20 protein-coding genes are annotated in these 18275 nt (G+C 67.6%); 6 read left to right on the top strand and 14 right to left on the bottom strand.

Features of this window, described 5'->3' with window-relative positions:
- Positions 1-106: 106 nt before the first annotated feature.
- The 8 genes from HMPREF3113_RS08470 to HMPREF3113_RS08435 all read right to left on the bottom strand — a co-directional run bounded on the left by HMPREF3113_RS08470 (position 107) and on the right by HMPREF3113_RS08435 (position 5691).
- Positions 107-598: a dihydrofolate reductase gene (locus HMPREF3113_RS08470; RefSeq protein WP_070471751.1), complete on the bottom strand. Its 492-nt coding sequence runs from the start codon at positions 596-598 to the stop codon at positions 107-109.
- Between the two features lie 11 nt (positions 599-609).
- A complete protein-coding gene (locus tag HMPREF3113_RS08465) occupies positions 610-1404 on the bottom strand; it encodes a thymidylate synthase (RefSeq protein WP_070471750.1) in 795 nt (264 codons plus the stop codon).
- Complete coding sequence (gene lgt, locus HMPREF3113_RS08460; protein ID WP_019182434.1) at positions 1401-2291, bottom strand: prolipoprotein diacylglyceryl transferase; 891 nt, start codon at positions 2289-2291, stop codon at positions 1401-1403. Before lgt ends, HMPREF3113_RS08465 begins: the two co-directional genes overlap by 4 nt.
- A gap of 84 nt (positions 2292-2375) precedes the next feature.
- Positions 2376-2864, bottom strand: a complete 489-nt coding sequence (locus HMPREF3113_RS08455) for a TPM domain-containing protein (protein WP_070426651.1) — start codon at positions 2862-2864, stop codon at positions 2376-2378.
- A complete protein-coding gene (locus tag HMPREF3113_RS08450) occupies positions 2864-3757 on the bottom strand; it encodes a TPM domain-containing protein (RefSeq protein ID WP_175440340.1) in 894 nt (297 codons plus the stop codon). The genes HMPREF3113_RS08455 and HMPREF3113_RS08450 overlap by 1 nt, the downstream gene beginning before the upstream one ends.
- 4 nt (positions 3758-3761) lie before the next feature.
- Positions 3762-4412, bottom strand: coding sequence for a LemA family protein (locus HMPREF3113_RS08445; RefSeq protein ID WP_019182437.1), 651 nt, complete (start codon positions 4410-4412; stop codon positions 3762-3764).
- Between the two features lie 94 nt (positions 4413-4506).
- A complete protein-coding gene (locus tag HMPREF3113_RS08440; protein WP_046273668.1) occupies positions 4507-5256 on the bottom strand; it encodes a TerC family protein in 750 nt (249 codons plus the stop codon).
- 54 nt (positions 5257-5310) lie between these two features.
- On the bottom strand, positions 5311-5691 hold the full coding sequence (locus tag HMPREF3113_RS08435) for a diacylglycerol kinase (RefSeq protein ID WP_070471748.1): 381 nt from the start codon (positions 5689-5691) through the stop codon (positions 5311-5313).
- A gap of 231 nt (positions 5692-5922) precedes the next feature.
- Between HMPREF3113_RS08435 and HMPREF3113_RS08430 the strand changes: the two genes are divergently transcribed.
- A complete protein-coding gene (locus HMPREF3113_RS08430) occupies positions 5923-6630 on the top strand; it encodes an SGNH/GDSL hydrolase family protein (RefSeq protein WP_070471747.1) in 708 nt (235 codons plus the stop codon).
- Between the two features lie 31 nt (positions 6631-6661).
- On the opposite strand, the gene HMPREF3113_RS08425 is transcribed toward HMPREF3113_RS08430, so the two are convergent.
- The 3 genes from HMPREF3113_RS08425 to HMPREF3113_RS08415 all read right to left on the bottom strand — a co-directional run bounded on the left by HMPREF3113_RS08425 (position 6662) and on the right by HMPREF3113_RS08415 (position 9541).
- Positions 6662-7933 carry a sensor histidine kinase gene (locus HMPREF3113_RS08425; protein WP_019182441.1) on the bottom strand — a complete coding sequence of 424 codons (1272 nt, stop codon included), beginning with the start codon at positions 7931-7933 and terminating at the stop codon, positions 6662-6664.
- A gap of 166 nt (positions 7934-8099) precedes the next feature.
- Positions 8100-8813: a response regulator transcription factor gene (locus HMPREF3113_RS08420; RefSeq protein WP_019182442.1), complete on the bottom strand. Its 714-nt coding sequence runs from the start codon at positions 8811-8813 to the stop codon at positions 8100-8102.
- 77 nt (positions 8814-8890) lie between these two features.
- The gene (locus HMPREF3113_RS08415; RefSeq protein WP_070426647.1) at positions 8891-9541 is read right to left on the bottom strand and encodes an arylesterase; all 651 of its coding nucleotides are present in this window, start codon (positions 9539-9541) and stop codon (positions 8891-8893) included.
- 120 nt (positions 9542-9661) lie between these two features.
- On the opposite strand from HMPREF3113_RS08415, the gene HMPREF3113_RS08410 reads away from it, so the two are divergent.
- The 3 genes from HMPREF3113_RS08410 (at position 9662) to HMPREF3113_RS08400 (ending at position 13174) form a co-directional block, all read left to right on the top strand.
- Positions 9662-10264: an ABC transporter ATP-binding protein gene (locus tag HMPREF3113_RS08410; RefSeq protein WP_026069657.1), complete on the top strand. Its 603-nt coding sequence runs from the start codon at positions 9662-9664 to the stop codon at positions 10262-10264.
- Positions 10261-12747 carry an ABC transporter permease gene (locus tag HMPREF3113_RS08405; RefSeq protein ID WP_070471746.1) on the top strand — a complete coding sequence of 829 codons (2487 nt, stop codon included), beginning with the start codon at positions 10261-10263 and terminating at the stop codon, positions 12745-12747. Before HMPREF3113_RS08410 ends, HMPREF3113_RS08405 begins: the two co-directional genes overlap by 4 nt.
- 73 nt (positions 12748-12820) lie before the next feature.
- On the top strand, positions 12821-13174 hold the full coding sequence (locus HMPREF3113_RS08400) for a DMT family protein (protein ID WP_019182446.1): 354 nt from the start codon (positions 12821-12823) through the stop codon (positions 13172-13174).
- A gap of 92 nt (positions 13175-13266) precedes the next feature.
- On the opposite strand, the gene HMPREF3113_RS08395 is transcribed toward HMPREF3113_RS08400, so the two are convergent.
- The 3 genes from HMPREF3113_RS08395 to HMPREF3113_RS08385 form a co-directional block, all read right to left on the bottom strand.
- Positions 13267-13857 (bottom strand): ChuX/HutX family heme-like substrate-binding protein, encoded by a 591-nt coding sequence (locus HMPREF3113_RS08395; protein ID WP_019182447.1) that lies wholly within the window; start codon positions 13855-13857, stop codon positions 13267-13269.
- A 172-nt stretch (positions 13858-14029) separates the two neighbouring features.
- Positions 14030-14227: a hemin uptake protein HemP gene (locus HMPREF3113_RS08390; RefSeq protein WP_019182448.1), complete on the bottom strand. Its 198-nt coding sequence runs from the start codon at positions 14225-14227 to the stop codon at positions 14030-14032.
- A 275-nt stretch (positions 14228-14502) separates the two neighbouring features.
- Positions 14503-15471 carry a potassium channel beta subunit family protein gene (locus HMPREF3113_RS08385; RefSeq protein ID WP_019182449.1) on the bottom strand — a complete coding sequence of 323 codons (969 nt, stop codon included), beginning with the start codon at positions 15469-15471 and terminating at the stop codon, positions 14503-14505.
- 248 nt (positions 15472-15719) lie between these two features.
- On the opposite strand from HMPREF3113_RS08385, the gene HMPREF3113_RS08380 reads away from it, so the two are divergent.
- A complete protein-coding gene (locus HMPREF3113_RS08380; RefSeq protein ID WP_019182450.1) occupies positions 15720-17018 on the top strand; it encodes a NupC/NupG family nucleoside CNT transporter in 1299 nt (432 codons plus the stop codon).
- 26 nt (positions 17019-17044) lie between these two features.
- The gene (locus HMPREF3113_RS08375; RefSeq protein WP_070471745.1) at positions 17045-18010 is read left to right on the top strand and encodes a ribokinase; all 966 of its coding nucleotides are present in this window, start codon (positions 17045-17047) and stop codon (positions 18008-18010) included.
- The last annotated feature ends 265 nt before the right edge of the window (positions 18011-18275 follow it).

Genomic DNA, 18275 nt, shown 5'->3' with positions numbered 1-18275 from the left:
CATCGACCGCCACCCGCGCGACCGCATCCGCAGCACAGCGACGTCACCAGCGACGCGGACTGAGCCGCAGGCCGGTCAACACGACCGGCCTGCCTGCACCGCCGGCTCAGGCGCGGCGGTAATCCACGAAATCGAACGCGAACGCGTGCCGCTCGTCGGCCGCGTGGTGTTCCCGCGCCACTTCCACCCATAGCGCCGGATCGACCGGCGGGAAGTGGGTATCGGCCGGGACGGTGGTGTGCACCCAGGTCAGGTGCAGATCGGTGGCCTGGTCCATGGCCAGGCGATAGATTTCGCCGCCACCAATGACGCACAGCTCTTGTGCGACCGCATCGCCTGCAGCCTGCAGCGCCTGCTCGATCGAAGCCACCGCCTGCATGCCCTCGAACGGCACCTGGCCACTGCGGGTCAGCACCAGGTTCAGGCGGCCCGGCAGGGCGCGACCGAGCGACTGTGCGGTCCTGCGCCCCATCAGGATCGGCTTGCCGACGGTCAGCGCCTTGAAGCGCTTGAGATCATCGGGCAGCTTCCACGGCAGGTCGTTGTCACGACCGATACCGTGCTCGGTGTCGAGCGCAGCGATCAACGAGAGCTTCATGCGCGGGCCACTCACACGGCCACCGGAGCCTTGATCGCCGGGTGCGGGTCGTAACCGTCGATGCGGATGTCCTCGAACTGGAACCCGAACAGATCGCTCACCTCGGGGTTCAACCACAGCGTCGGCAGCGCGCGCGGTTCACGCGACAGCTGCTCGCGGGCCTGTTCGAAGTGGTTCGAATACAGGTGCGCGTCACCCAGCGTGTGCACGAAATCGCCAACGCCCAGCCCGGTGGCCTGCGCCACCATGTGGGTCAGCAGCGCGTAGCTGGCGATGTTGAACGGCACGCCCAGGAAGATGTCGCCGCTGCGCTGGTAGAGCTGGCAGCTGAGCTTGCCGTCCACCACGTAGAACTGGAACAGGTTGTGGCACGGCATCAACGCCATCTGCGACAGCTCGCCCACGTTCCAAGCACTGACCACCAGCCGGCGCGAATCGGGGTTGCGCTTGATCTCGTCCACCAGCCACTGCATCTGGTCGATCGCGCCGCCATCGGCAGTGGCCCAGCTGCGCCATTGCTTGCCGTAGATCGGGCCGAGGTCGCCGTTGGCATCGGCCCACTCGTCCCAGATCCGCACCTGGTTGTCCTTGAGGTACCCGATGTTGGTATCGCCCTTCAGGAACCACAGCAGCTCATGGATGATCGAGCGCAGGTGCAGTTTCTTGGTGGTGACCAGCGGAAAGCCGTCATTGAGGTTGAAGCGCATCTGCCAGCCGAACACGCTGCGCGTGCCGGTGCCGGTGCGGTCGGATTTTTCCGTGCCGTGCTCCAGCACGTGCTCGAGCAGCGCCAGGTAGGCCTTCATGCCTTGGCTCCTGCCGGGGCGACCGGCAGCACCGGCTGCAGCACCGGCGCGCGACGCGACAGCGCCAGCAGGACCAGGCCGAACGCCACCAGCGGCAGGCTGAGCAGCTGGCCACGGGTGAACCAGTCGAAGGCGAGGTAGACGCCGTTGTCGGGCATGCGCACGAACTCCACTGCGAAGCGGAAGATGCCGTACATCAGCGCGAACAGGCCGGCGATCACATAGCGGTGGCGCGGCTTGGCGGAGACCGCCCACAGCACCACGAACATCACCAGGCCTTCCAGCAGCGCTTCATACAGCTGCGAAGGATGGCGCGCGTACTGGTTGAGCGCGCCGGTGGCGAACTCGGCCTTGAGCGTGGCCAGGTCCAGACCGTTCAACGGCGCCGGCAGGCCGCTCGGGAACACCACGCCCCAGGTGCCGTCGGTGTACTTGCCCCACAGCTCGGCGCCGATGAAGTTGCCGATGCGGCCGAAGCCCAGGCCCAGCGGCACCAGCGGGGACATGAAATCGAGGGTGTCGAACAGGTGCAGGCGGTGCTTGCGCGACCACCACCACGAGGCGAACAGCACGCCGAGCAGGCCGCCATGGAAGCTCATGCCGCCGTCCCACACTTTGAACAACAGCAGCGGGTTGTGCAGGAATTCGGCGGTCGCGTAGAACAGCATGTAGCCCACGCGGCCACCGACAACCACGCCGAGCATCGCGTAGAACAGCAGATCGGAGAAGCCGTTGGCATCGACCCCGGGCAGGCGACCGGCGGCGATCCGCTTGCGCCCCAGCCACCAGGCAGCGGTGAAGCCGAGCAGGTACATGATGCCGTACCAATGCACCTTGATCGGCCCGAGCGAGATGGCGATGGGGTCGATGTCGTGGAAATAGATCATGAAGGGCGCCTTGCAGGGATGCCGATATTCTAGCGCCGCCCGGGAGCGGCCTCGCGGCGGCCCCGACCGTGTGATTGCCAGGCTTCAGCCCAGGATCTGCGGCGTGTCCGGCAGGCCGTCATCCTGTGACCCCGGAAGGGGCGGATAGTGCCCGGCCAGCAGGTCCGACACCTCTTCGATCGCCAGCAGCACGCCCGCCTGCAGGGCCCCCTCACGCAGCCGCTGCTGCATGTGCGCGCAGATCGCCTGCCACTGCGCCTCGCCGATGCGCCCGCGCAGGCCGCGGTCAGCGACCAGCTCGATGGCATGGTCGGCCAGCAGCAGGTAGATCAGTACACCGTTGTTGTGTTCGGTATCCCAGGTGCGCAGTTGGGCGAAGGCATGTTCGGCGCGCTGTTGGGGCGTGACGCCCTGCCACAACGCGGCCAGCGGCAGATCCGCTTCCACCGCGAACATCACCTGGCCACCGTGGCGCCGCTCGCCGGCGCTGATCGCATCGGTGATCGCCTGCAGATGTGCCGGTGGGAAGGCGCGCCGCACCGAAGGAGAAAACACGTGCCGGAGCCAGCGCATCACCAGCCTCCCGAGGCGCCACCGCCTCCCGAACGCCCACCACCACCGCCCCAGCCACCACCGCCGCCGAAGCCACCGCCACCACCGAACCCGCCGCCACCGCCCCAGCCACCGCCACCCCAGCCGCCACTGCGCGCGAACACGCCGCCGCGACCGGCCGACGTCAGGCCGACCAGCAGGCCCACCACGGCGGCCGCGCCACTGGCGACCACCAGCGAGGTGAACAGGAACGCGGCCACCCCGGCCCCGGCACCGCTGGCCAGCGCGCGCAGCGGTCGCGGCAGCCAGCCCAGGATGCCGCGCAGGAACAGGCCGGCAAACAGGCCGATGCCCAGCGCCATCGTCCAGTTGCCCCCCGCCGGGGCGTCTTGGGCGCGATGCGTGCTGACCGGCGCGGGCAAGGCCTCGCCGTCGATCAGTTTGACCAGTGCAGCGCTGGCATCGGTGAGGCCACCGGCGTAGTCGTTGCTGCGGAACCGCGGGGCCAGGTATTCCTGGATCACCCGGTTGGCGATCGCATCCGGGATCGCGCCTTCCAGGCCGTAGCCCGGCTCGATGCGGACCCGGCGGTCGTCCTTGGCCACCACCAGCAGCACGCCGTCGTCCACGCCCTTGCGGCCGATGGACCACTGCTCGAACACACGCTGGGTGTACTGCTCGATGGTTTCCGGCGCGGTGGTCGGGACCATCAGGATCTGCAGCTGGCTGCCCTTGCGCTGCTGCAACGCCAGCGCCTGCGCCTCCAGCGCCTGGATCTGCGCCGCATCCAATGTGCCGGTGGTATCCACCACCGGCGAGGACATCGCCGGGATCGCCGCCTGGGTCTGCGCCCAGGCAGGCAGCGCCAGCGCCAGGCAGAGCAGCAACAGGCAGCGCAGCAGGCGCATGGTCACGGGCTCAGTTCGCCGGCTGTGGCTGCTGCTGCGGGGCCTGCGGCTGCGGCGCAGGCGCCGGGGCCGGTTGTTGCGAACCGAACTTGACTGCCGGCGGCTGCGAGATCTGCGCTTCGTTCTCCACCGTGAAGTTCGGCTTGGTCGCATAGCCGAACAGCTTGGCAGTGATCACCTGCGGGAACTGGCGGATGTAGGTGTTGTAGTCCTGCACCATCTGGATATAGCGGCCGCGCGCCACGGTGATCCGGTTCTCGGTGCCTTCCAGCTGCGCCTGCAGATCGCGGAAACCCTGGTCGGACTTCAGGTTCGGGTAATTCTCGGTGACCACCAGCAGGCGTGACAGCGCGCCGCTCAGTTCGCCCTGGGCCTGCTGGAACTGCTTGAGGGAGTCGGCATCGTCGGCGTTGACGTTGACCTGCCCCACGCGTGCACGGGCGTTGGTGACGTCGGTCAGGACCTGGCGTTCCTGGTTGGCATAGCCTTCCACGGTCTGCACCAGGTTGGGGATCAGATCGGCGCGGCGCTTGTACTGGTTGAGCACCTCGGCCCAGCCCGCCTTGACCTGCTCATCCTTCTGCTGGATGGCGTTGTAGCCGCAACCGGACAACAGGGAGGCCAGCACGGCCAGGCACAACAAACGGGAGAACGATCGCATGGCCGGCTCCGGATCTCGATGAACGGGATCCGGAGCATGCCATGTTCCGGGTAAAGCGGATGTGGGTATCGACCAAAGGTCGGCACCTACCCCCTTACCAGTTGCCGGCACCCGGCACGTTGTGCGCCACGGCGCGGCGGCGCATCAGCAGGTTCAGCCATTCCACCAGCACCGAGAAGCCCATCGCGGCATAGATGTAGGGCTTGGGCACGTGCACGCCCAGGCCGTCCAGGATCAGCACCACGCCGATCAGCAGGATGAAGGCCAGGGCCAGCATCTTCACGGTCGGGTTGGCGTCGATGAAGCGGCCCAGCGGGTTGGCGGCCAGCAGCATGACGGCCACCGACAGCAGGATCGCGGCGACCATCACCGGGATGTGGTCGGCGATGCCGACGGCGGTGATCACCGAGTCCAGCGAGAACACGATGTCGATCACGGCGATCTGCGCGATCACCATGCCGAACACGGCCGAGGCCTTGGTGGTGGTCGGGTCTTCGTCTTCGCCGCCGGTGATCAGCTCGCGGATCTCCATGGTGCCCTTGATGATCAGGAACAGGCCACCGAGGATCAGCACCAGATCGCGGATGGAGATGCCCATGCCGGCGATGGTGAACAGGTTCGCTTCCATGTGGGCCAGGTAGGCCAGCGAGACCAGCAGCAGGATGCGGGTGATGCAGGCCACCGCGATGCCGAGTTTGCGCGCGAACGGGCGGCGCGCTTCGGGCAGCTTGCTCACCGCGATCGAGATGAAGACCAGGTTGTCGATGCCCAGCACGATTTCCAGCGCGCTCAGCGTGAACAGGGTCAACCAGACATTGGGGTCGGACAACAACTCAAGGAACATGGACTTCCATCCTTACAGGGGGGATGACGCGCGTAACGCGTCAGAGGTGTTACGTCAGAGGATCTGCGGCAGCAGGATCAGGACCCAGCACACCAGTACGTTCATCATCAGCACGAAGACCGCGGCCGAGCCCATGTCCTTGGCGCGACCGGCGAGCTCGTGGAACTCCGCGCCGTAGCGCTCGATCACCGCCTCGATCGCCGAATTGGCCAGTTCCATGGCCAGCACCAGCAGCACCGAGCCGATCATCAGCGCGCGTTCCACCGGGGTCTGGCCGAGCCAGAGTGCCAGCGGCGCGAGCACGATCAGCAGGTAGACCTCCAGCCGGAACGAGGACTCGTGCAGCCAGGCTGCACGCAACCCCTGCCAGGACCACACCGCGGCCTTGAAGATGCGCTTGGGGCCGCGCGGCAGGTGGCCGATTTCATCGGCCATGGGCAGGCACCCCGGTCGGCAACGCACGCCGGAACGGCAGGAACAGCACACGGCAGACAGTCATGGGCATCGCTGAATGGGGCAGGCAATCCCTCATTTTGCCATAAGCGGGTCGGGGCATTGTCGAAGGCGGCCAACGCCCGTCCGTGGTAAAGCGCGGCCGGGCCGCAACTTCTATGATGAACGTCTACCCGTCCGGGCGCCCCAGGCGCCCCACCACAGGAGTTGTCCATGCTGCACCGTCGTGCCCGCCCCCTTCTGCTCGCTCTTGCCCTGGGGGCCGCCCTGCCCGCGCTGGCGCGCTCCCCCGCCCCTGCCGCACCGCAGGTGCCGACCCAGGTCTCCAACGTGGCGTGGGCCGGCGACATGGCGCAGTTCGCGGCGCAGGACGCGGCCAGCCCACCGCCGCGCGGCGGCATCGAGTTCATCGGCAGCTCCTCGGTACGCATGTGGGAGAGCCTGGCCACCGATTTCCCGGGCCAGCCGGTGTTCAACCGCGGCTTCGGCGGCTCGGAAGTGCGCGACAGCACCTGGTATGCCGACCGCATCGTGATCCCGTATGCGCCGTGCAAGGTGTTCTTCTACGCCGGCGACAACGACCTCAACAGCGGCCGCAGCCCGGCCCAGGTCCGCGATGACGTGGTGGCCTTCGTGCAGCGCGTGCACCGCGACCTGCCCAAGACGACGGTGGAGATCATCTCGATCAAGCCCAGCCCGTCGCGCGCGAACCTGCTGCCCGCGGTGGTGGAAGCCAACGGCTTGATCCAGAAGGCCCTGGCCTCGCTGCCCAACACCGGCTACACCGATGTCTACACGCCGATGCTCGGTGCCGATGGCCAGCCACGCGCCGCACTGTTCCGCGAGGACATGCTGCACATGACCCGGGAAGGCTATGCGATCTGGCGCAAGGCGCTGGCGCCCAAGGTGCAGTGCGACTGAACCAGGCGGGGAGGCGCCACGCCTCCCCGACTCAACGGTAGTGGATCGTGGCCTGGGTGCCCTGCCCGGGCGCACTGCTCAGGCCGATCTTCCAGCCGAAGCGGTCGCACAGCCGGCGCACGATCGACAGCCCCAGCCCGGTGCCCTGCGGGCGGCTGGGTTCGGCACGGTAGAACGGCTCGAACGCGCGGCTGAGCGCTTCGGGCGACATGCCGATGCCGGTATCGCGCACGACCACCCGGTCGTCTTCGACATCGACATCGATCCGGCCTTCGTCGGTGTAACTGCAGGCGTTGCGCAGCAGGTTGCTGACCACCACCTGCAGTACCCGCGGCGGGGCGTGCAGCATCACCGGGCCGTGGCTGTGCAGGTGGATCTCGACCGGTCGCCCGGCGATCAGCTCGCGGGCGTTGTCGACCTCGTAGCGGACGATCTCATTGACGTCGAACAGCTCGACCTGCGGCTCGACATCGGCCTCGCGGGCCAGGATCAGGAAGGCATCGATCACCGCTTCCATGTCACGCCCGGCGCGCTGGATGCGCTGCAGGCCACGGCGCAGGCGTGGCGTCATGTCCTGGTCGCCCAGTGCCATGTCGCTGGCCACGCGGATCACGGTGAGCGGGGTGCGCAGCTCGTGGCTGGCATCGCGGGTGAAGTTGCGTTCGCGCGCGACGTGCGCGGTGACCTTGGTCGCCAACGAGTGCAGCGCGGCGGCCAGCTGGCGGGTCTCGCCCTGCATGTCGGCCGGCAGTTTGGCCGGCGCCAGATCGGCCGCCTCCGGGTGCCCGGGATCCCAGCGCGACACGCGCCTGGCCAGCCAGTTGACCGGCGAGACCAGGCGTTTGGAGGCGCGGTAGGTGATCCAGGAGGCGCCATAGACGGCCAGCAGGGTCAGCAGCACCGGCACCACGCCGAACCAGAACGCCAGCATCTCCGCGCGCGAGCGCAGGAACACCAGGTACAGGCGGCCTTCCGGACGCGCATCGACCAGCACCAGCTGGTCGTCGTCCTTGAGCTCGTGGAAGCCGGGAGGGAGCGTGCGAAGGTTGGCTGGCAGGCTCAGCGGCGACTGCCCGGTCTCGAGCAGATACCCGCGGATGTTCTGGGTGTTGGGCGGCGGCTGCACCGGCGAGGCCTCGTGCAATTGCCAGTAATAGCTGGCCTCTTCCTGCAGCGCGCTGCTGACCAGGCTGTGCTTGATCACCAACGACACCAGCCATGCGCCCAGCAGGATGCCCAGGCTGGCGAGCACGGCTTGGAGGATGAAGACGATGCGGATCTTGCGCGGCAGACCGTGCGGCATTACGGGGTCCAGGGCGGTTCGCGGCGATTATAGGAAAGCTTGCCGTGATTCCATCGTGCAAACCATGACAACGGCCCGGCAAGCGCCGGGCCGTCATGCTCCAGAGGGTGCCGGAGGATCGCCGCCCAGCTCACCGGCAGGTGGCCGAGCGGCGATGGATCCCCTGTCAGCTCATCGGCTGGGCGATATCGGCAATGCGGTAACCGGCACTCTGCACCGTGTGCAGCAGCGGGCGGTCGAACGGCTTGTCGATGATCTTGCGCAGGTTGTACAGATGGCTGCGCAGGGTGTCCGAGTCGGGCAGGCCATTGCCCCAGATCTCGCGTTCGATTTCCTGGCGGGTCACCACACGCGGCGATTCGCGCATGAGGATCGTCAGCAGGCGCAGGCCGATCGGCGAGAGCTGCAGTTCGGTCCCGGCACGGGTGGCGCGCATGCTGACCGGATCGAGCACGAGGTCGGCGACCTTGAGCACTTCCGAGCCGACCTGGCGACGCTCGCGGCGGATCAGCGCGCGCAGGCGGGCTTCCAGTTCCTGGATCGCGAACGGCTTGGTCAGGTAGTCATCGGCGCCGAACCCCAGGCCGGTGAGCTTGTCGTCCAGCGTGTCGCGCGCGGTCAACATCAGCACCGGCGTCGACTTGCGGGCGTCGTTGCGCAGGCGGCGACAGACCTCGATGCCGTCCAGACGCGGCAGCATCAGGTCCAGCACGACCACGTCGTAGCTGTTCTCGGCCGCCAGACGATAACCGTCCAGCCCATCCTGGGCGTAGTCGACTTCAAAGCCGCGCCCTTCCAGGTACTCGCCGATCATCTCGGAAATATTACGGTTGTCTTCGACCACCAGCACCAGGCCGGAGGTCTCCTTTGTCTGACGCATGGGATTCCCTCTTTCTTCAGCTTTGTGAAACATGCCGCATCGCCAGTGGACGCGGCGTGAAGTTCCTCACACACCGATCAAAGCAGGGGTTTGAGCAGCGGCCAGACGTTGTCCAGCACCTGCGGCTGCGCAGCTGCGGTGGGGTGCAGCCCGTCGGCCTGCATCAGGTTGGGCTTCAGCGCCACGCCTTCCAGCAGGAACGGCAGCAGCGGCACCTCGTACTGCCGGGCCAGCTCCGCATAGGTCTGGCGCAGGCGCTGGCGGTAGGCCGGGCCGTAGTTGGGCGGCACGTCGATGCCCAGCAGCAGCACCTTGGCGCCGGCCTTCTGGCTGGCCACGATCATCTTTTCCAGATTGCCGCGCAGCTGGGCCGGAGTGAGCCCGCGCAGCGCATCGTTGCCACCCAGCTCGATCACCACCACCGAAGGCCGGTGCTTCTCCAGCAGGCCCGGCAGGCGGGTCAGCGCGCCGGCGGTGGTTTCGCCACTGATGCTGGCATTGATGATCGCCGGCGGCGGCGTGATCTGTTGTTTGACCCGCTGCTGAAGCAGGTTTACCCAGCCCGACGCGGCCGGGATATTGTGGGCGGCACTGAGGCTGTCGCCGACCACCAGCACCGCTGCACGGGTGTCCGGACCTTTGGCACAGGCCAGCATCGGCATCAGCAGCAACCATGCCAGCAGCCAGCCCATCGGGGCCGCACGGCCCTTTCCACTTGCTTGGTTCATTGGAGAATCCTCATCGACAGCCTGTCCCCCCGCAGCGCGCCCGTCGCCATCGCCGCCCACAACGTGGGCAAGTCCGCACGTGGCCCGGAGGGTGAAGTCCACATACTGGACAACATTGACATGACCGTCCATGAAGGCGAGAGCGTGGCCATCGTCGGCGCTTCAGGTTCGGGCAAGACCACCCTGCTCGGCCTGCTCGCCGGGCTGGACCTGCCGAGCCACGGCAGCATCGCGCTGGCCGGTGCCGATCTCAACACGCTCGATGAGGAAGCCCGCGCGCAGCTGCGCGCGCGCGAAGTGGGTTTCGTCTTCCAGAGTTTCCATCTGCTGCCGGCCCTGACCGCCGAAGAGAACATCGCGCTGCCGCTGGAGCTGGCCGGCCGCGAGGATGCCGCGCGCGTACGCGAGGTGCTGGAGCAGGTCGGCCTGGGCCACCGTGCGCGTCACTACCCGCGCCAGCTTTCCGGTGGCGAGCAGCAGCGTGTGGCGCTCGCCCGCGCCTTCGTGGCACGGCCGCGCATCCTGTTCGCCGATGAGCCCACCGGCAGCCTGGACCAGGCCACCGGGCAGCAGATCAGCGACCTGCTGTTCGCGCTCAATGCCACCAGTGATACCACCCTGGTGCTGGTCACCCATGACCTGCGCCTGGCCCAGCGCTGCGAGCGCATCTACCAGCTCGACGGTGGCCGCCTGGCCGATACCGTTGCCGGCGTGGGCGCATGAACGTCGTGCGCCACGCGGCGCGTGCGCTGCGACGCGAGTTCCTGGCCGGCGATCTGCTGACCGTATTCGCCGCGCTGGTATTGGGCGTGGCGGTGATGACCGCCGTCGGGACATTGGTCAACCGCGTGACCCTGGCACTGACCAGCAGCGCGGCGGAGATGCTTGGCGGCGACCTTGGCCTGAGCGGCCGGGAAGACATCCCGCAGACCTTCGCCGATGCAGCGCGCGAGCGCGGCCTGGCCAACACGCGCATGGTCAGCTTCCCCAGCGTGCTGTTCCATGGCGATGACAGCCAGATGGCCAACATCAAGGCGGTCGCCGATGGCTATCCGCTGCGTGGCGAACTGCGGGTCAGCCGCAGCCTGCATGACAACGCCAGCGACACCGCAGGAACGCCGCCGCCAGGCGAGGCGTATGCCGATCCGCGGCTGATGCAGGCGCTTGGCCTGCAGGTGGGCGATGCACTGGAATTTGGCGCAGGCACGTTGACGGTGACGCGCGTGCTGCAGGCCGAGCCGGACACCTCCGGTGAGCTGATGCAGCTGTCGCCGCCATTGCTGGTCAACCGCGTCGATGTGGACCGTGCTGGCCTGCTGGGGCCGGGCAGCCGCGCGTCGTACCGGATGATGTTCGCCGGTGAGCCGGCGAAGATCGAAGCCTTCCGCGAATGGCTGACGCCGCAGGCCAAGGGCTACCGCATTGTCGGCATCCCCGATGCCCAGCGTGGTGTGCGCGGTGCATTTGATCTGGCCGGTCGCTTCCTGTCGCTGGCTGCGCTGTTGGCGGTGTTGTTGGCCGGTGTCGCCACCGCGCTGGCCGCCAACCGCTTCGCGATGCGCCGCATCGATCAGGTGGCCATCCTGCGCTGCCTGGGCGCGCGCCAGCGCGACATCCTCACGGCAATGGCGCTGCAGCTGGTGATGCTGGCGGTGCCGGCCTGTCTGGTCGGCATCGGCTTGGGCATGGCGGCGCAGGCCGGGCTGGTGCAGGGGCTGGGGGGATTGATTCCGAACCGCCTGCCGCTGCCGCAGGCCACACCGGCACTGAGTGGTGCGGGCATCGGCCTGGTGCTGCTGCTCGGCTTTGGCCTGCCGCCGTTGCTGCGCCTGCGCAGCGTGCCGCCGATGCGCGTGCTCAACCGCAGCTTCGCGGCGTTGCCGCCGAGTTCCATGCTGGTCTATGCGGCCGCGCTGGCGGCCACCGTCGCGCTCACGGTGCAGGCCACCGGCGACGTCAAGCTGGCTGCGTGGGTGCTGGGCGGGCTGGCCGCGCTGGCGGCACTGGCCGGTGCGCTCGGTGCGCTGCTGCTGTGGCTGCTGCGTGGCGTGCAACCGCGCCTGCGCGGGCGCTGGAAACTGGGCCTGGCCTCGCTGACGCGGCGGCGCGGCCTGGCGGTGATGCAGCTGGTCGGCCTGTCGCTGTCGCTGTGTTCGCTGCTGCTGCTGTCGGTGATCGGCCCGGGGTTGTTGGCGCAGTGGCGCGACCGCCTGCCGACCGATACGCCGAACTACTTCCTGATGAACATCCAGCCGGAGCAGCGCGATGCGGTGCTCTCGACCCTGGCCGGGCTGGGCGTCGTCTCGCCGGGCATCGAGCCGTTCAGTACCGGTCGCCTGCTGGCGGTCAACGCGCGTCCGCCGCAGCGGCAGGCGCGCGAGGACAACAGCAACGAGGACGACGATGCCAACCGCCCGGTCAACTTCTCGTGGCGGCATGATTTCCCGCCGGCCAACACGCTGCTCGGCGGAACCTTCTGGAAGGCCGGCAGTACCGCGGCGGAAGCCTCGATCGAACAGGGCTGGGCCGAGCGTTACGGGATGAAGCTGGGCGACACGGTCACGCTGCAGATGGGCGATCAGGAGCGCAGCTTCACGGTCACCAGCATCCGCAAGGCGGACTGGGATTCGTTCCGGGTCAATTTCTTCCTGCTGCTCAACGAAGGCGCGGTGGCCGATGCCCCCTACAACCTGATCACCGCTTTCCACCTGCCGCGCGCGCAGGCACCGGCGCTGGCCGGGCTGACCCGGGCGTACCCCAATATTTCGCTGCTGGACATCGACGGTATCCTCGAGCGCGTGCGCGAGGTGATCAACCGGGTGACGCAGGCGGTGCAGCTGGTCATGGGCTTCAGTCTGCTGGCCGGCCTACTGGTGCTGCTGGCGGCATTGCAGGCCACGGCCGGCGAGCGCCGCTATGACAGTGCGGTGCTGCGCACGCTGGGGGCCACGCGCCGCCAGCTGCGGGGCGCGGTGCTGGTCGAGTTCGGGGCGCTGGGCCTGTTGTCGGCGTTGCTCGCGGTGGGCACGGCGGCGCTGCTGGGCAGCGTGGTGGCGCGGCAGGTGTTCGAGTTGACGCTGAGTCCGCCCTGGGGGCCGTTGCTGCTTGGCGGTGGGCTGGGCGTGCTGTTGAGCATGCTGGCCGGCTGGTGGGGCACGCGGCGGATCCTGCATACCCCGCCGGCGCTGGCCCTGCGGGAGGCATGAGCACGCGGCGATGACACGGGCACGGGGCGTGCCTCGGTATGCTGCACGCCCCTGCCCCCCTGAGATCGCCCGGATGCCCGGCACCCCGTTCACTGCCTATCTGTATCCCGTACTGCTGCTGCTGGGCAGCAACATTTTCATGACCTTCGCCTGGTACGGGCATCTGAAGTACAAGAGTGCGCCGTTGATGACGGTGATCCTGGTCAGCTGGGGCATCGCGTTTTTCGAGTACTGCCTGCAGGTACCGGGCAACCGCCTGGGCAGTGCGGTGTATTCGGCGCCGCAGCTGAAGGGCATGCAGGAGGTGATCACCCTGGTGGTGTTCGCGGCCTTCTCGGCGTTCTACCTGGATCAGCCGCTGAAGTGGAACCACTGGGCCGCGTTCGGGCTGATCCTGGTAGCGGCATTCCTGATGTTCAAGGAATGAGGGCGACGCCCGCATTCGGGTCGCTACCGGCTGCGCGTCGGTCACAGCTGCGATGCCGCGGCATCGTCGCCGGGCCGGCCCGTCGTTTCAGATTACAGCTGGATCACCGGCATGCCGTCGGCTGCCCACGCACCGCCGCGGCGAGCGGCGGTGGCGCAGCAGCAGTCGTCGACCCAGAGCTCACCTTCGGCCCCTTCGACGTGCCCGATCCGGCGTGCGGTGGTCGCCCCCAGGGCCGACAACGAGGCCAGGCTGGCGGCGAGTTCGCGGCCTTCGCCGACCTGAAGGCGCAGTGCGCACATGCGCCAGGCGTCGTTGCCCAGGCGCACGGCCAGGCGCCGCCACAGGCGCTCGGCGACGCCGGCGTCGTTGACCGGCTCGGGGCGTGCGGGGAAGGCGGAAACCAGGCGGTCCCAGGCGAGGAAATCGCTGTCCGGCAGCAGGTACAGCCGCCAGCAGCAGCGGCCGCGGGCATCGACGAAGCACAGGCTTTCGCGGATGCCTTCGCTGTCCATGCCCTGGCAGGCGTGGGCAGACACGGCGTGCTTCCAACCGCCGAGTTCACTGCTGTCCGGGCGGTACAGGCACAGCACGGTGCCCAGTGAGGCCAGCTGTGCGGCCGATGGCAGGCCGGCGATGGGATGGCGGCCCGGTGGGCGGCCGACGGAAAGGGCGCGGCTCATGGGATCTACCTGCAATCGGCGGTTGCGGGGGAGACCCTCGACCCACGCCGCGGGCCGGAGCCGACGGCGGGGTGTCGAGGGGGAGAGAGCTGGGATAACGGCCTGCCCAGGGAAGGCACGGATCGCGTAGCCACGCGGTCATCGGTGCCTCCCCGCGGGGGAGGCAGCGCCGTTACTTGGTCAGGATCAACTTGTCGTTGCTGGTATGGCGCAAGCGATAGAAGCGGTCGCCGTGCTGGATCAGGATTTCACGGCGGCCCTTGAGCAGGGCTTCGCTGTCGATCACTTCTTCGGGCGGGACCACGCGGACCGGACGGTCGCGGAGGGTCAGCGTTTCGGGGCGCAGCAGTACAGCAGCTTGAGTGTTCATCGTCTGGACTCGTTGCGAGGGGCGAGTCAAATGATAATGATTCTCAGTTGACAATCAACAACCATTCTCAATTTGATAGATGGCATTAATGATCGAAATTCATCTATCAATAGATTTTGTCAATGGCACAGCGGAGAAGTGTGCCGCTCAACGGGATTGCGGAGCCGACCAGCGGCCGGCACGAGCTTCCACCGGTCGGGTAGCTCTAAGTCCCTGTCGAACAGGGATCGATAGTGCCGGCCGCTGGCCGGCGCCCCTGCTTCCCAACCGATCGATCAACCAAAGACCGCGTCCACCTGCTGCCAGACGCTTTCATCGAGCTGCTCGAACAGCGCCAGTGCGCCCAGGTTCTCTTCCAGCTGGCTGACCCGGCTCGCGCCGAGGATCACGCTGGACACGTTGGGATTGCGCAGGCACCAGGCGATCGCCAGTTGCGCCGGGGAGACCCCCAGCTGCGCGGCCAGCGCGGTATAGCGGCGGACCCGCTCCAGGCGGTCGCTGCCATCCTCGAGCACCTGCGCCTTCAACCAGCCCAGCTGTTCCTGGCCCAGCCGCGACTGCGGGTCGACGCCGGCGTTGTACTTGCCAGTGAGCAGGCCCGAGGCCAGCGGCGACCAGATCGTGGTGCCCAGCCCCGCCTCGGCATACAGCGGCGCGTACTCGCGCTCGACCCGCTCGCGGTGCAGCAGGTTGTACTGCGGCTGCTCCATCGACGGGGCATGCAGATGGCGTGCACGGGCGATATCGACCGCTTCCTGGATCTGCGCGGCCGACCATTCCGACGTGCCCCAATACAGCACCTTGCCCTGGCGGATCAGGGTATCCATGGCCTGTACGGTCTCGGCGATCGGGGTGTCCGGATCCGGACGATGGCAGTAGTACAGGTCCAGATAGTCCACCCGCAGGCGCTTGAGCGCGGCGTGGCAGGCGTCGGTGACGTGTTTGCGCGACAGGCCCTGCTGGGTCGGGCGCGGGTCGTCGACCGCCCCGAAGAACACCTTGCTGGAGACACAGAAGCCATCACGGGGCAGGCGCAGGTCGGCGATCACATCTCCCATCACCTGCTCGGCGCGGCCGCGGGCATAGCCCTCGGCGTTGTCGAAGAAGTTGACCCCGGCATCCCAGGCGGTGGCGATCAGCTTGCGGGCCTCATCGCGGCCGATCTGGTCGCCGAAGGTCACCCAGGCCCCGAAGGACAGGGCCGAAAGCTTCAGGCCGGTGGAGCCAAGACGGCGATAGAGCATGTGATTCTCCTGCTGCGGGCCCGCAACCGGGCCGGATCGATGCCGGTAAGTGTAGAGGGTGGCGCGCAGCGCGCGCAGGCCGGCCGCGGCGATCTCACGGCCCGTGACACACCACGCGCCAAGCCAGCCATGCCTTGTCGATACAGGCCCGATCACGACCGATCGGCTCGCAGACGCTGCTTTTCCTTGCCCCGCCCTTGCCGCTGCTCTAGGCTTCCCGTTTTTCGCGGCGCCCCAAGGGAAGTCTCATGGTCGAAGGTTTGGGCAGGATTGGCTTCGGCCTGTTCGGGTTGGCAGTGCTGATCGGCATTGCCTGGTTGTTCTCGAACAACAAGCGGGCCGTCGACTGGCGCCTGGTGGTCACCGGTATCGCACTGCAGATCGCCTTCGCGGCGGTGGTGCTGCTGGTGCCGGGTGGCCGTGATGTGTTCGATGCGCTGGGCAAGGGCTTCGTCAAGATCCTGAGCTTCGTCAACGAGGGCTCGGGCTTCATCTTCGGCAGCCTGATGAACACCGAGCAGTTCGGTTTCATCTTCGCCTTCCAGGTGTTGCCGACCATCATCTTCTTCTCGGCGCTGATGGGGGTCATGTACCACCTCAACGTGATGCAGACGATCGTGCGTGCGATGGCCTGGGCGATCACCAAGATCATGCGCGTGTCCGGTGCGGAAACCACCAGCGTCTGCGCCAGCGTCTTCATCGGCCAGACCGAAGCACCGCTGACGGTGCGCCCGTACATCGCCAAGATGACCCAGTCCGAGCTGATCACGATGATGATCGGCGGCATGGCGCACATCGCCGGCGGCGTGCTGGCCGCCTACGTGGGCATGCTCGGCGGCAGCGATCCGGCCCAGCAGGCCTTCTACGCCAAGCATCTGCTGGCGGCGAGCATCATGGCCGCCCCGGCGACCCTGGTGGTGGCCAAGCTGCTGGTGCCCGAAACCGGCACCCCGCTGACCCGCGGCACGGTCAAGATGGAAGTGGAGAAGACCTCCAGCAACATCATCGACGCCGCCGCGGCCGGTGCCGGCGACGGCCTGAAGCTGGCGCTGAACATCGGTGCGATGCTGCTGGCCTTCATCGCGCTGATCGCGCTGCTGAACGCCCCGCTGACCTGGCTGGGTGACGTGACCGGCCTGGCCGCGATCATCGGCCGCCCGACCGACCTGTCCACCCTGTTCGGCTACCTGCTGGCCCCGATCGCCTGGGTGATCGGTACCCCGTGGGCCGATGCCACCACGGTCGGCTCGCTGATCGGCCAGAAGGTCGTGATCAACGAGTTCGTGGCGTACTCGGAGCTGTCCAAGATCGTCAACGGCCAGGTGCCGGGCATGGTGCTCTCCGACGAGGGCCGCCTGATCGCCACCTACGCGCTGTGCGGTTTTGCCAACTTCAGCTCCATCGCGATCCAGATCGGTGGTATTGGTGGTCTGGCACCGGAGCGCCGCCACGATCTGGCCAAGTTCGGCCTGCGTGCGGTGCTGGGCGGTACCATTGCCACCTTCATGACGGCGACCATCGCCGGCGTGCTGACGCATTTCAGCTGATATCCGTTCCCTGAGAAACAGTCTTTATGAGTAGCAGTGTCGTCGTAATCGGTTCCTTCAATGTGGATCATGTCTGGCGTTGTGAGTCGCTCCCGGCCCCGGGTGCGACCATTGCCGGCCGCTACAGCACCGGTCCCGGCGGCAAGGGCTTCAACCAGGCCGTGGCCGCCCGCCGTGCCGGCGCGCCGACCACGTTCCTGTGCGCGCTGGGCGATGACGCCGGCGGTGCGATGGCCCGCGGGCTGGCCGAGCAGGACGGTTTCGCGCTGACCGCCGAGGCCAGCAGCGAGCCGACCGGCACCGGCGGCATCTATGTCGACAGCCGCGGCCGCAACACCATCGTGATCGGCCCGGGCGCCAACGCCGCGTTGAGCCTGGGTTTCGTTGACCAGCAGCGTGCGCTGCTGGCCGGTGCCAAGGTGGTGCTGGCGCAGCTGGAATCGCCGGTGGAAACGATCGAGGCGGCCCTGGCCATCGCACGCGAGGCCGGTGCCACCACCGTGCTCAACGTCGCGCCTGCCGATGCGCCCTCCAGCATCGGCCTGCTCAAGCTGGCCGATGTGCTGACCCCGAACGAGACCGAGTTCACCGCCCTGCTCGGCCGTCATGTCGGCGAGCGCGTGGATGCCAACGATGTCGCCGCGCTGGATGGCGCCAGCCTGCATGCGCTGTGCCGCAAGCTGGTCGGCAACGGCACCGTGGTGGTGACGCTGGGTTCGGTGGGTGTGTTCGTCTCGCACGCCGAAGAGAACCTGCGTGGCGATACCCAGCCGTATTACCGCGTGGGCGCCGAGCAGGTGCAGGTGCTGGACACCACCGGTGCCGGCGATGCGTTCAACGGCGCCCTGGTCGCCTCGATCGCGCAGGACCCGGAGGCGGCCTTCGCCCGTCACGTGCGGTTCGCCAACCAGTTCGCCGGTCGTTCGACCGAGAAGGAAGGCGCCGCTGCGGCGATGCCGCACTTCACCCCGGGTGATGCCGAGAACAAGTAAGCGTCACCGGTGTGGATATCGGAAGGCCAGCGTTCGCGCTGGCCTTTTTTTGTTCGCGACCGTGAGGGCCCCGTAGCGACCGGTAGGCCCCTCGGCAAATGTCCCCCGGCCGCCGCCTGGCGGCGACGGCCTCCTCCTTGATTTTGCCCAGGGGCCTACCGGTCGCTACGGAGCTCCGGCTCGCGGTATGCAAAAGGAAAACCGGTGCTCTCCATGCAACGCCGGTGGCCTGGACACGTGGGGCGCGATGCCCTTGTGGGCGAAA

Source organism: Stenotrophomonas sp. HMSC10F06, assembly GCF_001807865.1.
GTDB lineage: Bacteria > Pseudomonadota > Gammaproteobacteria > Xanthomonadales > Xanthomonadaceae > Stenotrophomonas > Stenotrophomonas bentonitica_A.
The sequence above is the reverse complement of the archived record's forward strand: the minus strand, read 5'-3'. Positions and strand labels throughout refer to the sequence as shown.

Coding starts and splice junctions, on each gene's coding strand:
- HMPREF3113_RS08400 (WP_019182446.1), top strand. CDS start 12,821: ATGCCCGGCACCCCGTTCACTGCCTATCTGTATCCCGTACTGCTGCTG.
- lgt (WP_019182434.1), bottom strand. CDS start 2,291: ATGATCTATTTCCACGACATCGACCCCATCGCCATCTCGCTCGGGCCG.
- HMPREF3113_RS08415 (WP_070426647.1), bottom strand. CDS start 9,541: ATGAACCAAGCAAGTGGAAAGGGCCGTGCGGCCCCGATGGGCTGGCTG.
- HMPREF3113_RS08440 (WP_046273668.1), bottom strand. CDS start 5,256: ATGTTCCTTGAGTTGTTGTCCGACCCCAATGTCTGGTTGACCCTGTTC.
- HMPREF3113_RS08375 (WP_070471745.1), top strand. CDS start 17,045: ATGAGTAGCAGTGTCGTCGTAATCGGTTCCTTCAATGTGGATCATGTC.
- HMPREF3113_RS08455 (WP_070426651.1), bottom strand. CDS start 2,864: ATGCGCTGGCTCCGGCACGTGTTTTCTCCTTCGGTGCGGCGCGCCTTC.
- HMPREF3113_RS08380 (WP_019182450.1), top strand. CDS start 15,720: ATGGTCGAAGGTTTGGGCAGGATTGGCTTCGGCCTGTTCGGGTTGGCA.
- HMPREF3113_RS08385 (WP_019182449.1), bottom strand. CDS start 15,471: ATGCTCTATCGCCGTCTTGGCTCCACCGGCCTGAAGCTTTCGGCCCTG.
- HMPREF3113_RS08410 (WP_026069657.1), top strand. CDS start 9,662: ATGACCGTCCATGAAGGCGAGAGCGTGGCCATCGTCGGCGCTTCAGGT.
- HMPREF3113_RS08425 (WP_019182441.1), bottom strand. CDS start 7,933: ATGCCGCACGGTCTGCCGCGCAAGATCCGCATCGTCTTCATCCTCCAA.
- HMPREF3113_RS08390 (WP_019182448.1), bottom strand. CDS start 14,227: ATGAACACTCAAGCTGCTGTACTGCTGCGCCCCGAAACGCTGACCCTC.
- HMPREF3113_RS08420 (WP_019182442.1), bottom strand. CDS start 8,813: ATGCGTCAGACAAAGGAGACCTCCGGCCTGGTGCTGGTGGTCGAAGAC.
- HMPREF3113_RS08395 (WP_019182447.1), bottom strand. CDS start 13,857: ATGAGCCGCGCCCTTTCCGTCGGCCGCCCACCGGGCCGCCATCCCATC.
- HMPREF3113_RS08470 (WP_070471751.1), bottom strand. CDS start 598: ATGAAGCTCTCGTTGATCGCTGCGCTCGACACCGAGCACGGTATCGGT.
- HMPREF3113_RS08445 (WP_019182437.1), bottom strand. CDS start 4,412: ATGCGATCGTTCTCCCGTTTGTTGTGCCTGGCCGTGCTGGCCTCCCTG.
- HMPREF3113_RS08430 (WP_070471747.1), top strand. CDS start 5,923: ATGCTGCACCGTCGTGCCCGCCCCCTTCTGCTCGCTCTTGCCCTGGGG.
- HMPREF3113_RS08435 (WP_070471748.1), bottom strand. CDS start 5,691: ATGGCCGATGAAATCGGCCACCTGCCGCGCGGCCCCAAGCGCATCTTC.
- HMPREF3113_RS08405 (WP_070471746.1), top strand. CDS start 10,261: ATGAACGTCGTGCGCCACGCGGCGCGTGCGCTGCGACGCGAGTTCCTG.
- HMPREF3113_RS08465 (WP_070471750.1), bottom strand. CDS start 1,404: ATGAAGGCCTACCTGGCGCTGCTCGAGCACGTGCTGGAGCACGGCACG.